The organism is Caballeronia sp. SEWSISQ10-4 2, assembly GCF_030464885.1.
GTDB lineage: Bacteria > Pseudomonadota > Gammaproteobacteria > Burkholderiales > Burkholderiaceae > Caballeronia.
Map to the genome: position 1 here is coordinate 1 of NZ_JALPRJ010000131.1, position 15,260 is coordinate 15,260.

Consider the following 15,260-nt stretch of genomic DNA (forward strand, 5'->3'; position numbering starts at 1 on the left):
AGGCTAAGCATTAAACACACACGGATTCGACCTCAAACTTTGTGACACAGTAAGATTAAGCTCCTGCTTGACTGACGGGAAAATCGCACGCGGCCTCTCAGCAACGGCGGCACCGCTCCATGCTCGCCTATAATGCGCGAAATGATAGTGATTTCACGGCGGGGAGCCCCACTTTATGAGTCAAGCACACGGGCGATACTCGGGATCTCGAGACAAAGGCCAGCGTCAATCGCGCCAACCTGCAAAAGCGACATCCCACCGACAGAACAAGCCATACGTAAAAGCTCCACCTACTCGAGACCCGGCCCACACGGCGTCCATTTTCAAAACACGATCGTTTAAGTTGTTGGTAGATGCGGTGGGCGCGGAGAACATCGCACTGGGACTCGACTCCAACTTAACGCGCGTGGCCGAATTGGTGAATGGCGAGAGATTCACGCCTGAGACAGCCTTTCATATCGAAACGACGCTTGGGCTACCCGATGGGTTTTTCGATCAGCCCAATCCTGTCCTCACACCTGAGACCATTAGTCGATTGAGGTCACCACTTGACTTCATTCATGCGAACGCCGAACCGGAAATTGCGTACAAGCAAGTATTGAAGCCGGCCCCGGTTACACAGGGCAATCAGCACTCTACCCTCACCGATCGCTCGCCCAGAGAACCAGAAATGCCAAAGAAGACAATTGGCGGGTCGCCAAGGACCGTCGCGAAGCCCAACACTACGGCGGCGAAGCCTGCCACGGCAACCCCGACGAAATCGGCACCTGCGAAAGTCAAAGCGTCTTCAAAGTCGGGGGCTCAGCAATCCTTGCCGTTGAACGACGTCGCAGCCTTGGAAAACATTCGTCGCGCCAACTTGCACGTGCTCACGTCCCGCAAAGGATCGAAGGTGCGGCTCGGCGCGGTGATGGAAATCAGCGACTCCAACATGGCCAATCGTTTCTATGGACAGAAACGGATGAACGATGCTGAAGCAAACCGGTTCACCGAACGCCTTGGTTTGCCGACTGGCTGGTTGGACGTTCCGCGTTCAATAACGGACGTCCCTGAGTCGGTGTCGGATTTGCTTATTCCCCCATCGCGTCGCCATGCATCCGCTCAGCAGGAACTGCCACCCGCGATTGAGCCAAAAGCGATAGCGGCGAAGAAACCTGCGGGTACGAAGGCGAAAAATGCGGGTAGTCGACTCACCCTACCCCCTGATGCGGATGGCACAGGCGGTCCAACAGGCGTCGCCGCTGAGACGAATGTGGTCACCGGGCAACTAGACCAAGCGGCCCCGTCCGCCGCCGATCCGGTGATTCGGCAAACCGTTGATAACGATGTCTCGTTCTCCGCCGCCCGTCAGCAGTTGGAGCGAGTCTCCGAAACGCAAGTCATCGCGGAGCCCCGCCGTCTCACTTCGGCAACCAGCTTGAACGATTTACTTGGTATTGAACCGATAGCGGAGGCGCTGATAAAGACACTCGCGGGCAAAGCACGCACTGGTCGCCTAGACGAAATGAAAGCCTTGGAACTATTGCGACAAATCGTGTCGCTCTGATTTGAAGCGACATCGCAATTGATATCACCGGTCGGACGTTTGGCAGGCTCACTGCGATAGCCCGCGGGGACGGTTCTCGCTGGCGTCCCAAGTGGGCGTGCGGCACCGAAAATATTCGGGAAATTTTGGGGTATAAAGTACCGCAAGACCTTATTTAATGCGCCGATTTTTAAAAGCAGGCTCAGTCCCTTCGAGCACATGCACCACGCGATCGCGAATCGTCGGATTTTCGAGGCCGCCTGACTCGTATATAAAACGGGACTCCGCTTTGTCGCACTGCGCATAGATAATTTGCTCAGCGTCGCAAACGACCGCCAAATTCGGATTGTGCGTGACCATGAGCACTTGCCGCCGCGCTTTGGCCGCCTTGATGCACTTCACCAAAATCCGATAAATGGTCTGGTTGTCCAAATTCTCTTCAGGTTGGTCAATGACGATGGGAATGTCGTCCTTGTCGACGAGCAAGTAAAAGACCAACAGCAGCAGCCCCCGTTCGCCCGGAGACAGTTGCTCGATCTCTTGCCCGTCGTAGGTCAGCGAATATCGCGGCGACAGATAGGAGAAACCATACAAGTGATCGAGCACGTCATGGGGTTCCACTCCCTTCCGCAGTTGATCTTCAAGACGCGTTTGCCGGCCTTGCTGCTCTCTTCGATCATGCCGAAGCATGTCTTCAATTTTTTCGACGAACGCGATCGAACCATCGGCGGTGGAGAAGTCGTGCTCCAACAACAATGCCCGCATGACATGCGCGCTCTCTTCGACGCCCGCGAAAGAGCCCTTGGTTTGCCGATTCAGCGATCCTAGGAAATGCTCCTCGAACCCTTCCTGCTCAATCCGAACCTCGAAATCAAGCGGGAGAGACATGTCCATCTTTTCGGCAGATTTCACAAACGCCTTCACCGGCTCGTAGAGTCGCTGATATTCCTCGACTGTCGCGCCAATGTTCTCGTGTATCCGGCGGGAAAGGCCAATTCGCGTTTCGCGCAGCGCCCGGAGTCTTTCGGGCAAAGCCCCCAGATCGTTCAGTTCCGCCTCGAACCACGCGATGGTGTTGCTTTTCTCCTTTGTGCCCACCAACTCGGCCTTCCCCTTCTCCCATTGCGCAAGCGTTTCTTTGTAGCGAATGAACAAGCGCTGCTTCTCGCCGAGCTTGCCTTTTGTTGTCGCGATGGAGCGCTCGGTTTCCTCTCTGCGTTTGACCAAGCTGTCGGGATCGACTCGTTGGAGCAGGTTGTCGATCTCGCCAATATCAGCGGTGGCGCGGTTGTTGATCTGTTCGATCGGCGCCGTCGACACTCGAAGCTCGATTAAGGCATCAGCGTCAATCGGTTCTTCAAACTCGCGCAGAAGAACTCTCAGCTCCTCCAAAAAACGGTCGTGCGCCGCCCGATGGTTGGCGAGCGCTTGAGAAACTCGCTTGGCCGAAGCTTGCCTCTTGGCGGCAAGACTCTTTCGCTCGCGCAAAGCAGCTTCTTCTTTGTTGATCTCCGACAATTGGATTTCGAGCTTTTCGACCAACGCCGCTGCTATTTGCGACTCTTCTTGGTCGGCGGCAGACGATTTTGGATCGGCGACCTCCGGCGGCTTCGCGCCTTCAAGCGCCGCCAATTCCGCCCTCTTCGCCCCTAGCCGCTCCTCCAAGCCCAGCTTGAATTCGGGAGTCATCCGCGTTTGGGTCTCTAAGATATCCATGTTCACTTTGGACAACTCGGCGAGGATGATGTGGCGTGCTGCGTTGGTCTCCGAGACCTTGTAGTCAATCAACTCATTCATCGACGATTTCCCGAGCTGGTCTTCCTCGGGAACATGCGAATAGATTATTTTCCGAAGTTCCGTGTCGAATGTTGACGATCCGCCTTCGCCCAATTCGTTGCACAGTGTTTCGAGATAGCTTTGCGGCAGATACTTCACCCGCTCGACGCTGGCCGCCGCAGGGTCTTGCGCGAGTTCGCGCGTGGACTCACTGCCATCGAGCCAACCAAGCGACGCCGTGAAATGCTGCGCCAGCCTGCCCTTCGGGTTCCGAAATCGCTTGTTGTTAAGGAAGGAAAAGCCAGCGTGATTTCTGGTGTCGCCAGCCAACGCGACAATGTCGGAAAGAGCGCTCTTTCCTCCGCCCTTGTTCCCGATGATGGCGACCAGATCGCTGTTCAGGGGGATTTCGACATCGAACCAAGGCGCAACCAACGTGGACCCTGGTTTTTTGCCGATGCGAATCGAGGTCGCGTATTTGGTTCTGTTCCTCTCTACCAATTGTCGTTTGGGCGGAACGTCGCCGACATACACGCGATCTTCAAACTCATGGATCGCATGAACAAGCCCCTGAAACGTGGCGTCCGCTTTGATCCAAGTGAAGCAATTGCCGATTCGGTCTTTATGAGCCGAATTGCTAAGGTCATGAGCGTCAGAGCAGTCCAAGAGGGCGGCATTGACGCCGCTATCTAACAGCCTCTTGCGCGCGTTCACGTAGCGTTGCGGATTCTCAGCCGCAGTGAAGACGAGCTTGGCTTCGTTGATGACGCTCTTCTTTTCGGCGATTGTGTGGTCTTCCCACTTGAGATCGTCCCACTCCGTTTTGCCGATCGCGAGAATTGACTTGCCGGCTAACGCCGGGGTCGCCAACGCCTCCTTCACGCGATCGAAACTTACATTCAGATTGTTGAACCCCTCTTTCAGCGGAGAGCCATATTCCGTCCGCTTGTCGGAAGGAACCGACTCAATGATCGCCCGACCCAGCGCCGCGAGATTATCTGGCGTGATTACGCCGCCCCACTTCCCCTGATCGACTCCCGCGCCGGGAATTAAAGTGTATTTGGCTGTGATCGCGCTCAGAAATTGATCACGGATGAAAGCCGGTTCGAGCTGGTCGAAAATCACATGCAAGTTGATGCGACTTCAACTCGATTCGACCGGCCCGTTTTTGCCCTCTTTGACAACTCCCGCAAACTTGTCGAGCCGGAGCTCAATGACGGGCAAGATCAAATCAATGTTTTGCAGGCGTCCCTCATGTCGCTTCGCATTGAGAACGCGCTCATATCCATCGACAAACACATAGTCGTTGATGCCGATGACCTTGAAGTCGGGAGGGAGCGCTTCAAGGTCATCAAAAAAAGCCGCCCATGCGGCCTCAGCGTCGCCAGGGTAGTTGTTCACGATAGAGGCGGGCGTGTGGACATGCAGGTCCCATTTCTTCCATGTCGAGCCGATCGCGGCGTTGGGCATGTCTTCTCTCAATTGATTTTTTATAAGCGGGTTTGACCCGCCTCCGTATCGCCAAGCAACGCGTATATGTTCAACATCTCGCGCAATTATCGGCGTTGAATTCTATCGTCTAATCGAAATCCCATCGATTAAAGCAGAAGCGCCCGGCGAAGGCGTCGCTCCTCGAGTGTTTTCTTCCAACAAAGGGGGCGCGGCCGCACGCGACCCCTTCCTATTGTCGTATCTGGCACACAACTCTATGCGAGGCTTGCGGGTCGCTCTTATACTTTGTCGGCACGCCTGTGGCATCGAATAAAATCACTGAGAGGGTTTATGAACGAGTTCGAACAACAGCCTTTCGTCGACGCGGAATTATTGGAAAACCCAGAGCCGCGTTGCCCGTGCGTGCTTTTGCTGGACACATCAGCCTCGATGAGCGGGGAGCCCATTCGGCAACTCAACGAGGCCCTGGCGCTCTTCAAAGACGAGCTGTATGCCGACTCCATGGCCGCCAAGCGAGTTGAAGTGGCGATCGTCACGTTCGGCCCGGTGGCAGTTCGCCATGACTTCGCCACAATGGATGGATTCTTCCCGGAACACTATGAGGCGAACGGGTCCACTCCGATGGGAGAGGCCATCACGCAGGCGCTCCAACTTTTGCGCGAGCGCAAAGACCGCTACCGCGCCAACGGGGTCAAGTATTACCGCCCGTGGGTTTTTCTTTTCACGGACGGCGCGCCGACCGATCGATGGGAAGAGGCCGCGCAACTCGTGCGCGCGGGCGAAGAGCGCAACGAGTTCATGTTCTATGCGGTCGGCGTGGAGCAGGCGGACATGTCGCTGTTGTCAAAGATTGCCGTGCGTCAGCCGTTGAAACTCAGAGGCTTGGCGTTCCGCGAGTTTTTCTCTTGGCTTTCCGCTTCCCTTGGTTCCGTGTCCAGGTCGAGCCCAGGGGAGCCCGTGCCTCTCGCGAACCCAACCGCGCCGGACGGGTGGGCAGTTGCAGGCTGACAGGCGGTGGCGATGGGCCGCAGCCTCTCGGATCGGAACGTCCCATTTGCGGCAAGGCACGCGCAAGCAAGACGCTTTCAGTGTCGCGCGCGCCGACGCTGACGCCATTTGCGTTGTGGTGTCCGACGGCGCTGGAAGCGCGAGCTTCGGCGGGCAGGGGGCCTCGCTTGCCTGCCGCGCGATGGGCGGCCGGTTTCGCCAATGGTTTGAGCAGCGCGACGAGTTGCCCAACGACGACCAGGTCATGGCTTGGATGGATGAGCTGCGCGATCAGCTAGGGCGCGCTGCCGCCGGGAAGGCGGTCGAGCGCCGCCAATTCGCCGCGACCCTGGTCCTCTTGGCGATTCACCGCGCCCGCGCCCTAGTCCTGCACATTGGCGACGGCGCATTGGTCGCGAGGAAAAACGACCAATGGGAAACGCTGTCGGGTCCGGAAAATGGCGAATTTGCCTCGACGACTTTTTTCGTGACGGACGACCCCGAAGTTCGTTTGCGCATCCGCCGGATCGACGCGGACCACGATGCTTTCGCCTTGTTTTCCGACGGGATTGAATCGCTGGCTCTTGACCAAACCACGCAAGCGGCCTCCCCTCGTTTCTTCGAGCCCATGCTCCGGCCGATTGACCAAGCCAACGAGCAAGGCCGTCTCGCCTCCCTATCCGTGGCTTTGGGCCGGTATCTCGACAGCAAGGCAATCTGCGACCGGACGGACGATGACAAAACCCTCGTTCTTCTTTCCAGCCGATGAATTCGCCGACCGTTTTGATTTCAGGCAAGAAAACGCGCCTGGGCAGTTTGTTGGGGAGAGGCGGCGAGGGAGACGTCTACTTCGTCGAAGGCCGCCCGGGCGAAGCCGTCAAACTCTACAAGAGCGAGTTGCGCGGTCCTCGGGAAGCCAAAGTCTTCGCGATGGTCGGAAGCCAGCTGTCCGAACGGACGAGCTTGGTCGCGTTCCCGCTGGAAGTCGCCACAGACGAGTCAGGACGCTTCGCCGGGTTCATCATGCGCTTGGTCTCCAAGTGCCGGGCGATTCACGAGTTGTATGGGCCGAAGTCGCGCAAGATTCAGTTCCCAAACGCCGACTACCGTTTCTTGGTTAGGGCCGCCGGAAACGTCGCGCGCGCGGTCGCCGCCGTTCATGAAATGGACTGCGTGATCGGCGACTTCAACCACTCCGGCGTCTTGGTCAGCCCAACCGCGACCGTCGCGCTGATCGACGCCGACAGTTTCCAGTTCAGGGCCCAAGGACGGTTGCACCGCTGCATCGTCGGAACCGAAGACTTCACGCCTCCCGAGCTGCATGGCGTGCGGCTCAGCGAGATCGAGCGCACGAAGGCGCACGACCACTTTGGGTTGGCGGTCGCCATCTTCCAGTTGCTCGCGATGGGCCGGCATCCCTACGCCGGACGTTGCTCGGACGCGGACCTCAGTCTGGGCGAAGCCATCGCCCAGCACCGCTTTGCTTTCTCCATTGCCCGACGAGCGGAAACCCGCACCATCCCTCCTCCGGGCTCAGTTCGCCTTCAAGACTTTCCGCTGCCCATCGTCGGAGCGTTCGAGGCCGCGTTTGGGAAAGACCCGGCGAAGCGGCCGACAGCCGCGCAATGGGCCAATCTGCTGACCGAGTTGGAGGCCGACCTTCGGCAGTGCTCGACCGTCCCCGCTCACTTTTTCCCGACGTCCGCCGGCGAGTGTCTCTGGTGCCGAATGTCCGCACAGTCCGGCATCGACATGTTCCCGGCTGTGTCTTACCCCTCAGCCGGCCCAAGCAGCGCCGATGGATTCGACGTCGATGAAATCTGGACCGCCATTCGAGCGCTTGCGCTGCCCCGTCCCGAGGACCTGATTCCCGCCGCGCCAACAAACGTGGGCGTCTCGAAACCCACGGCGGCGGATGCCATCGGTGCCCGGCGAAAGCGGCGTGTCGCTCGCTTGTTATGGGTCGCGCCCGTTTTCTTGGCCTTGTTGACCCTTCCGAACCTCTTCCCTCTCTGGCTGGCGTGCGGCGCGTTCGTCGCGTTTTATGCCGCGACCGCGAAGATCGATCAAGAGCCACTGAAAAAGGCGTTTGCCGACGCTGACGCCAAAGTGCACGCGACCGCGCTCGATTATTTGAAACGTCTTGGCTACACCGATGCCTTGAATCTGCGGGCGGACCTGGAAAGCTGGGTGGATCAATACCGAGCGCTGAACCATGAGCTCGCGCGAGCCCTTGCGGAGTTGCAAAGCACTCGCGAGGCTCGCCAACGGTCCGCTTATCTGGACGGATTCCTGATTCGACGCGCCAAGATTTCCGGCATTGGCCCGGCCAAAATCGCGAGCTTGGCCTCGTTCAACGTTGAAACCGCAAATGACGTCACGCGCAACGCCGTGTTGGTGGTGCCGGGGTTCGGAGAGGCATACACCGCTAAGTTGCTGGCCTGGAGGCAAGGCCACGAAGCCAAATTTCGCTACAACCCGCAACGCGACGCGTCGGACGCCCAGGCGGAAAACGCAGCGCGATCGGCCTGGGCCGCCAAACGCGCCACCATCCAGAACAAGCTGCGAGCTGGTTTGGCCAATCTGAAAATGGCGCCGTCCAAGCTCGCGTCGGCCCAGCCCTTGTCCTTCCCTCCGCTTAGGGAAGCGCTTGAAATCCGAGAGGCCGCAAAGCGCCATTGCGAGGAACTGGGCATCTCGCCACCTCAGACCCTGCCGATCGAAATCACCATTCCGAAGCGGCCAGCGGTTCCACCGCCGCCCGTGGCGACTGTTCCTCGCAACGCGCCGACGGCCGTTTCAACCCGGCCGAAATCCTCAACTCCACTGTGTCCGATATGCGCTTCGATGATGAAGCTTAAGACCGCAAAAAAAGGCCGCAACCCAGGAAAGCAATTTTGGAGTTGCGTTCGTTTCCCGAGTTGCAAAGGCAGCCTAAATCTATAAAAGGCACCGGGCGATGGGGCAACGCACCTCGTCGGGACAGAGGCGGTGGTGCCTCCAAGTCGCCATCGATTGCTTTCGGTCCAATCATGTCAGGAATCCGGGGGGGGTTGGAAAATGCTTGGGGCGTGAGCCAATCGTCGCGCTGCTGAACGATCAATAGCGCGCCTCATTGTGCCGGCTTCGCTCCCGGTCGTGCGCGCTCCGGCGACAAACTCCCGCGCACGTGAGAGGCTTCCGCCATGGCCAGAGGATTGAAGGCTGCTGGGGTCCACGGGCAAATCGTCTCGCCGAGAAACGCGTCCCAAATCGGGGTAATCGTCCGATTCGTGCAATTTCTGGCGGTTTTGGCCGGAAAGACGTTATCTATCAATGAGTTGCCTGCTTCATCGATCCGGGTGTTCAACTGGGCAGCGGAGCCTTGCTGGGCGCCGCTCTGCGCGCGCCCAGCGCCATATTTGACACGAAAAGTACGAGAACCCCTAGTTATGCTACGTATTTATTGTTTTTTGAACAGCCCGACTCGGTCCGGCTAAAGCAGGTCCGGATTGACCTTTGGCACCTGGGGTGCGAGCTTCATCAGCCTGTCCGCCTGCACGCAGATGAAGTCGGAAATCTTTTTCACGCGCGCACGCTCGTCGTCTCCAACGTACACCTCGGACTCCGCCAGGACGGGTGCGAACTTCAGAGCAGCGGACGCCATGCGTATCAATTCCCGTGCGAGAAGAGCCGGCCGGGTGCCCGTACTTTTTGCGAATAGCGCAAGTTCAAATGGTGTGATTTCTTCAAGCAGGAAGGCGTCCCCGTATGCCATCGCCATTTCCTGTTCGACGTTCTCGTTGTCTGCATAAGCATTGACCGAAACGAGGTCATAGAGTGGCGCGGGCTCGATGCGGATGCGACGCTGAAAAAAAGAAATGTTTTTCCCGTGGGCATCACTATTGCCGATAAGCAACTGAAGGATGGCCCACCGAAGCATGAACGTCCTGGTTTGCGCAGGTTGCTCGAAATGTGGCTGCAGCGAAAAGAGCTTCTCAAAGCTCACACCTTCTCGAATGTTTCGCACATCCTGGGTGTGCCCAAAGTTGCGTTCATACTTAAATTGCGACGGAAGGTCGAGCGCCTGGCAGCCGTCAATGATGTGCAAGCGGCCCACCGATTCGATTTGGTCCGGGTTATCCGCCGCTGTGCGCACCACCCGGTCGAATCGTTTGATAAGCAATATTGGCTCTGGAATGCGGCGGATTGAAACCGCCGCGGTTCGCAGGCCTATGGCATCGGCGAGCGTCATGCAGTAGTGCTCGTTGGCTACCATGAAGGGCGTGTTCGCGTTGCGGGACTCCGGCTTCAGGATATGAGTCGAACTAAGAGACCCGTCGGCCAGAGACAGCTTGCTGCCCTCGACCATGACCTGCAGTTTGTCCTGGTAGCCGGCAACGGACAGGCGCACCTTCTGGTCCCACACCGGGAAGGGAAGGGTGTCCCGCTCGCGAATCCGCTCACTTAGCTCTTCGTAGGGAATTTCTCGGCGGATTGGCTCCTCTTGATGGGCCGGAGGCTCCTGACCTTCTTCGAAGTGGGCGAAACTCAAAGCGCCGACCGGCTCCTTCCCCAGCATGCGAATCAGCCCGAAGATATTGTCCTTCGACATCTGATACATGACTGAGGCCACCTCGAGCGCGCGGCCTTCCGGCAGCAGGTTCCCAAGAAATCGATGGACCGCACCGGCAGCAGGTGCCTCTCCGGTGTGCAGGATGTGAGGTGACAGGGAAAACGCCGTTCGCCGTTCGCGCCAAGCTTGCTCATACTGGAAGCTGTACCGGTCTTCCCGCGAGTCGAAGCCTAGATGGCCCACTGTGTCGCCGTTATTCGAAACGCGAAGGAGATGCTCCATCACTCGCGCTCTCCGGCGGAAAGGCTGAGCGCCCTCACCACGTCTTCCGCCTCAGTGGGTGTGACCACCAGCATTTTCAGGCCGAGCCCGTCGAGGACTTTGAACAGCTTCTCCAGTCCTACCGAGCGACCGTTTTCGACTTTCGAGAGTACGTCGTGCGTCACGCCGATGAGGTCCGCGGCGTCGTCAATTCGCAGCTCACTGCGAGCGCGTTGATTGCGCACGAGATGACCCAGTGCCGCAAGGTCACTCGCGACCGGACTGAGTGCGTCATTTGGGCGAGGTAACGTTCGAGCCATAGTTCAGATATTTCCGGAAAGATTCAACCGTGACCCATTGGTCTTGCGGTTGTTCAGATATTTCCATAATTATAGCTGACAACGCCCCGTCTTGCTCGATAGTTCAGATTTTTCGGCAATAAAGTGAAAAACTGTAGTTGCGTTTTGAAAGTTCAGAAAAATCAGCAAATATTCAGGATTGCCTCACGTCATCGGCATTATTCAGAAATTCCCGGAATTATTTTGACCGACCCGCACGACAATCGTCGCGAATGAGCGATGTAGGACCACCATCGCGGCGGTAGTGGGTGCAGTCCGACTTACAGCGCCGGGCGAATCCGGATAGAGACGGGCGAAATAACTTCCACCAGCATTTTGGTCTTCACAGGAAGCGTCTGGAACCGCTTGCCAAGGGCCGCGCCGCCGAACACCCGCGGCGTGTCGTTGCCAGTCGTCACTCGGTTGATGGAGCCGAGAGTGGGTATGGTCTCGTCGCCGAAGAAAATCTCGATTTCTTCCCCATCGGCGCCCGAGCGCCGGCGAGCCAGACACGCCGGCGTTGAAAAAGCCTTGATTCCAATAGGTTGGTTGGAGCGTGAACTCAAATGTCGAGACCACCGGTATGTGGTTGTCCACCGGCACGTCGTCGGCCGCTTGCTGGCCAGTGTCGCTATCCGAGGTGTCGACGCCAGCGGGCACCGCCTCCTCCTCGCCAGAATCTAGAGGCGTTCCGTTTTTTCGGTTTGGCCGATTCCACTCGGGTCTCAGCGTGTCGATGATGCTGTCTTCGAGCGCGGCGGCAAGATTCAGGTGGAAAGAGCCGTAGTGCATCAGCCCGTTGTCGGGCAGCGCGTAAATATCGACTGCTGCGCCGGCGGCGAGCAACTCGAGGATGTTCTGCCTGTTGCGAATGTTGGTGGTGCTTTTCGGGCCTGGCGACCGGTAGCCGCCCATTCGTTCGCGCAGCTTCTGAATGGATTTGCCGACATACCGTACCTGACCGTCGCAGACGAACGCATAAAGCACGTTGCGCTGCTCGGCGTGCCGTATTGCGTCGAACTTGAGCTTGCCATCGACGAGGAGCCAGTGCCCCGCCAGTTGAAAGCCGATATCCGTCAGTCTGTTCATCGCGGTGTCACCACGCAGTTGAAGGACTGCCAGTGTACGGTTTGCGGGGCGCTTTTTGCGACCGGACTTAACCGTTGTCCCCGCCCAGTGACGATGTGTACGGGTTCGAAGACGTTATTTGCTTGATCTCATCGGCTCATACCACGTCCATGATGGTCCAACCCTGAATCGTACGTCGCCCGCGCGGAATTGCTCCCAATAAAATCACAGCTTCTTCGTTCGCGGCGATTTGCCCACCGGCTCACTGCTCTTGCGCGGGGCTGTTGTCGACTTCGCTGTCCGCTTCGCCGTCGACACCTTCTGCTTGGCGGCGGCCTGCGTCAGCGACAACGCCAGTTGGTCGCGCTGCCCACGTGCCTGCACCGCTTCATCGACATAACGCGCGTTCTCGGTACGCAGCGCATCCAGCTTACCCTCCAGCACACCGACTTGCTGACGCAGATTCCCGACTTGAGCCTGCAGTTTCTGCACGTCGTCGCGATGCCGGGCACTGCCCTGCTCCGTTTTACGGTTCGCCGTATCAAGTTCCTTCTGCAAGCGCGCGGCCGCTTGCCGCTCGCGGTCGATTTCCAATAGCGCCCGGTTTTCGGCGGCTTTGAGCCGCTCCTGCGCCAGCGTGCCGTCGGCACGCAGCTTGTCCAGTTCAGAAGCGAAGTCATGCCGGGCGGTTTCCAGTGCCCGCTGCAACTGATGCTCGCCCTGGTGTGCGAGCCCTAGCTGATCCTGCAGTGCCGACGCCGCGGCAACCGAGATGGCCAGTGCTTGGTCCAGTTCGGTGATGCGAGTCTGCGCCGCATCCAGCGCGGCCGCACTGCCTGTCAGTTCCTGGCGCACCTGGTCACGCTCGGCCTCGGCCCGAGTCTGCCAGGCCTGCGCGTCCGCGACCGATCGTTGCGCCTCGAGCTGCGCGGTCGCCAGTTCTCCTTGCGCCGTATCGACCGCCCGCATCCAGAGCGCGGCCGCCAGCTCGCCGGTGGCGGACTGCAGCTCCGCCGGCAGGTCCGGGTGTTCAATGCGCACCCGGCTCTTGTCACGGAGGGTGGCCCAAAAGCGCGCCAGCGCCTCGGCCGGGGCGTTCATGCTGCCCTTCTTCACCAGTTGATAGAGCCGGTTCGCAGTGGGCGTGATGCCGTGCCGGAAAAACAGCAGCACGCAGACCTCGCGATACAGCTCCTGCGTGCGCGGAAACTGAATCCGCAGTTGCTCGATTTCCGCCTGCAGTTGCGCCTCCAGGGCGGGTGAATCATCCATGGCGAGCTTTTCCGGAGAATGAATGTGTTGATAATATAACGTATAACGTTAATTAACTTGAAATAGAACATTGAATTTAGACATTATGATGATAATGTCGAGTAAAATGACCCATCGCGTCAATTGAGCACGTCTCACGCCACCATGCCGTTTCCTGAGCCCCTCCGCGTGTCCAACGGCACCGTTTTGTCGCTTAAGCCGCTTGAGCAGTTGTCTCTGCCGTCCGAACTCGACGGTAGCTTCGGCACGAACCGCGCGCTCGGCGCCCGGCCTCAAATTGCGGCCCAAAACGACGTCGACGCGATCAAGGCGTGGCTCGCGCGTTTTGTCGACGCGAAGGCGACCTTCGATACCTATCGCAAGGAGTCCGAACGGCTATTGCTGTGGTCGATCACCGAACTGCGCAAGCCGCTCTCCTCTCTCACACATGAAGACCTGCTCATCTACCGGCGGTTTCTGGTGGACCCGCAACCGGCGCAGCGCTGGGTCATGACCGGTCGCAAAGTCGCCCGCGCGGCCCCTTCCTGGCGGCCGTTCGCGGGACCGCTCTCCCCCGCGAGCGAGCGACAGGCATTCGTGATTCTGAATACGCTCTTCGCCTGGCTGGTCAACGCCGGCTACTTGGCCGGCAATCCGCTGTCTTTGTCGCGTCAACGCGCACGCAAGGCCAAGCCCCGCGTGACGCGCTTCCTCGAGGGCGATCTCTGGCAGGCCGTTAAAACCTCGATCGATGCAATGCCGCGTGACACGGCACGCGAGCAGGAGCACTACGCCCGCGTGCGCTGGCTGATCTCGCTCTTGTACCTGATGGGTCTGCGCATCTCGGAAGTCGTGACCAATCCGATGGGCGGTTTTTTTAGACGGCGCGATCGCGACGGCCAGGACCGCTGGTGGCTGACGATCACCGGCAAAGGTGACAAGGAACGTTTGCTGCCGGCAACGACCGAACTGATGGCGGAGCTGACACGTTATCGTCGACACTATGGTCTTGCTGCCCTCCCCTATGGCGGTGAAACGACACCGCTGCTGTTGCCGATCGGTGGCGCCCACCGGACAATGACACGCGGCGCCGTGCACCTGATCATCAAACAGGTGTTCGACAATGCGATCGGGCACTTGCTGTCGACGGGCGAAGCGCACGAGCGCGCCGCAGAACGGCTGCGCCTGGCGTCTGCCCATTGGTTGCGGCATACGACTGGCTCTCGCATGATGGATGGCCAAGTCGATCTGCGATACGTGCGGGACAACCTCGGGCATGAATCGATCTCGACGACTAGCAAGTACCTGCATGCGGACGACGATGATCGGCATCGTGCAACAGAGGCCGGACTGAGACTCATTTGGTAGCAAGAAGACTGAGTGCGTTCCTAGAAACGATCAGTCAACCGTAAGCGATGACGAAGAGAACCCAGCGCACGCACTCAGCCCGTCAGCGCGGAAAGGATTCAACCGCGGACCTACCGTGTCGTAGCCACTAGGCGCCGCGGTACTGACTGGCTCTGGCGGCGTCAGATGGATTGCTGTCAGCACAGCGAGCACGAAGCGGCATGCCAAGGGTCAGCCCGTCTCGCTCATGGTCGGTTCGGCATGCAACTGTCATGCGCGACTCGCTTGAGCAGCTCCAGTGCGACGTCCACAATCATGTCCTCTTCGCCGCCCGTCATCTTTCGTCTGCGGAATTCGACGAGTATATCGACCGTCGTCAGGTCGTACGTTTTCACCGCCGCCTCAGCGTGACGCAAGAAGCACGAATACGCGCCAGCGTAACCGAGCGCAAGTGTCTCGCGATTCACACGCACGAGCTCGGTCGGCAGGCGACGGACCGAGTCGGCAGCGGCATCCATCAGCTTGCACTGGTCGCAGCTGTGGTGCCAGCCCTGCCGCTCCGCCGCCGCACCCGGAGCGCGATCACTTGCCGTAGTCAGTGCCGGTCTTCGCCAATTATTGCAATATGGACAACGGGGCTTTACCCATGTCGTTATACACAACGTCGCTGTCGCGCGACGACAGCGAGAAAGCTCGTTTA

At 58.8% G+C, this 15,260-nt stretch carries 11 protein-coding genes and 1 pseudogene; 5 read left to right on the forward strand and 7 right to left on the reverse strand.

Annotation, left to right across the window (positions count from 1 at the left end):
- The first annotated feature begins 343 nt into the window (after positions 1–343).
- Positions 344–1,546 carry a hypothetical protein gene (locus M0D69_RS41010; RefSeq protein ID WP_367619838.1) on the forward strand — a complete coding sequence of 401 codons (1,203 nt, stop codon included), beginning with the start codon at positions 344–346 and terminating at the stop codon, positions 1,544–1,546.
- Positions 1,547–1,696: 150 nt separating this feature from the next.
- On the opposite strand, the gene M0D69_RS41015 is transcribed toward M0D69_RS41010, so the two are convergent.
- Together M0D69_RS41015 and M0D69_RS41020 are read right to left on the reverse strand one after the other, a co-directional pair.
- Positions 1,697–4,426: a TrlF family AAA-like ATPase gene (locus tag M0D69_RS41015; protein WP_301787519.1), complete on the reverse strand. Its 2,730-nt coding sequence runs from the start codon at positions 4,424–4,426 to the stop codon at positions 1,697–1,699.
- A gap of 18 nt (positions 4,427–4,444) precedes the next feature.
- Complete coding sequence (locus tag M0D69_RS41020; protein WP_301787512.1) at positions 4,445–4,771, reverse strand: hypothetical protein; 327 nt, start codon at positions 4,769–4,771, stop codon at positions 4,445–4,447.
- A 312-nt stretch (positions 4,772–5,083) separates the two neighbouring features.
- Between M0D69_RS41020 and M0D69_RS41025 the strand changes: the two genes are divergently transcribed.
- The 3 genes from M0D69_RS41025 to M0D69_RS41035 are packed head-to-tail and all read left to right on the forward strand — an operon-like array spanning position 5,084 to position 8,686.
- Positions 5,084–5,761 (forward strand): VWA domain-containing protein, encoded by a 678-nt coding sequence (locus M0D69_RS41025; RefSeq protein ID WP_301787513.1) that lies wholly within the window; start codon positions 5,084–5,086, stop codon positions 5,759–5,761.
- Positions 5,751–6,509 carry a PP2C family serine/threonine-protein phosphatase gene (locus M0D69_RS41030; RefSeq protein WP_301787514.1) on the forward strand — a complete coding sequence of 253 codons (759 nt, stop codon included), beginning with the start codon at positions 5,751–5,753 and terminating at the stop codon, positions 6,507–6,509. Before M0D69_RS41025 ends, M0D69_RS41030 begins: the two co-directional genes overlap by 11 nt.
- A complete protein-coding gene (locus M0D69_RS41035) occupies positions 6,506–8,686 on the forward strand; it encodes a hypothetical protein (protein ID WP_301787515.1) in 2,181 nt (726 codons plus the stop codon). The genes M0D69_RS41030 and M0D69_RS41035 overlap by 4 nt, the downstream gene beginning before the upstream one ends.
- Before the next feature lie 529 nt (positions 8,687–9,215).
- Here M0D69_RS41035 and M0D69_RS41040 read toward each other — a convergent pair.
- The 4 genes from M0D69_RS41040 to M0D69_RS41055 all read right to left on the reverse strand — a co-directional run bounded on the left by M0D69_RS41040 (position 9,216) and on the right by M0D69_RS41055 (position 13,234).
- Entirely contained in the window at positions 9,216–10,577 is a 1,362-nt protein-coding gene (locus tag M0D69_RS41040) for a HipA domain-containing protein (RefSeq protein WP_301787520.1), read from the reverse strand.
- Positions 10,577–10,876 (reverse strand): helix-turn-helix domain-containing protein, encoded by a 300-nt coding sequence (locus M0D69_RS41045; protein WP_301787516.1) that lies wholly within the window; start codon positions 10,874–10,876, stop codon positions 10,577–10,579. The genes M0D69_RS41040 and M0D69_RS41045 overlap by 1 nt, the downstream gene beginning before the upstream one ends.
- A 201-nt stretch (positions 10,877–11,077) precedes the next feature.
- Entirely contained in the window at positions 11,078–11,983 is a 906-nt protein-coding gene (locus M0D69_RS41050; protein ID WP_301787517.1) for a GIY-YIG nuclease family protein, read from the reverse strand.
- Positions 11,984–12,187: 204 nt separating this feature from the next.
- Positions 12,188–13,234: a DNA-binding protein gene (locus M0D69_RS41055; RefSeq protein WP_301787518.1), complete on the reverse strand. Its 1,047-nt coding sequence runs from the start codon at positions 13,232–13,234 to the stop codon at positions 12,188–12,190.
- Between the two features lie 144 nt (positions 13,235–13,378).
- Between M0D69_RS41055 and M0D69_RS41060 the strand changes: the two genes are divergently transcribed.
- Positions 13,379–14,581 (forward strand): tyrosine-type recombinase/integrase, encoded by a 1,203-nt coding sequence (locus tag M0D69_RS41060; RefSeq protein ID WP_301787521.1) that lies wholly within the window; start codon positions 13,379–13,381, stop codon positions 14,579–14,581.
- Between the two features lie 224 nt (positions 14,582–14,805).
- On the opposite strand, the pseudogene M0D69_RS41065 reads toward M0D69_RS41060, so the two are convergent.
- Positions 14,806–15,129, reverse strand: a pseudogene (locus tag M0D69_RS41065) (4-hydroxy-2-oxovalerate aldolase); the annotation flags it as partial.
- Positions 15,130–15,260: the final 131 nt, after the last annotated feature.

What these genes read in the sequence shown, in the direction of transcription:
- M0D69_RS41020 (WP_301787512.1), bottom strand. Translation starts at nt 4,771, where the DNA reads ATGCCCAACGCCGCGATCGGCTCGACATGGAAGAAATGGGACCTGCAT.
- M0D69_RS41025 (WP_301787513.1), top strand. Translation starts at nt 5,084, where the DNA reads ATGAACGAGTTCGAACAACAGCCTTTCGTCGACGCGGAATTATTGGAA.
- M0D69_RS41035 (WP_301787515.1), top strand. Translation starts at nt 6,506, where the DNA reads ATGAATTCGCCGACCGTTTTGATTTCAGGCAAGAAAACGCGCCTGGGC.
- M0D69_RS41040 (WP_301787520.1), bottom strand. Translation starts at nt 10,577, where the DNA reads ATGGAGCATCTCCTTCGCGTTTCGAATAACGGCGACACAGTGGGCCAT.
- M0D69_RS41045 (WP_301787516.1), bottom strand. Translation starts at nt 10,876, where the DNA reads ATGGCTCGAACGTTACCTCGCCCAAATGACGCACTCAGTCCGGTCGCG.
- M0D69_RS41050 (WP_301787517.1), bottom strand. Translation starts at nt 11,983, where the DNA reads ATGAACAGACTGACGGATATCGGCTTTCAACTGGCGGGGCACTGGCTC.
- M0D69_RS41055 (WP_301787518.1), bottom strand. Translation starts at nt 13,234, where the DNA reads ATGGATGATTCACCCGCCCTGGAGGCGCAACTGCAGGCGGAAATCGAG.
- M0D69_RS41060 (WP_301787521.1), top strand. Translation starts at nt 13,379, where the DNA reads ATGCCGTTTCCTGAGCCCCTCCGCGTGTCCAACGGCACCGTTTTGTCG.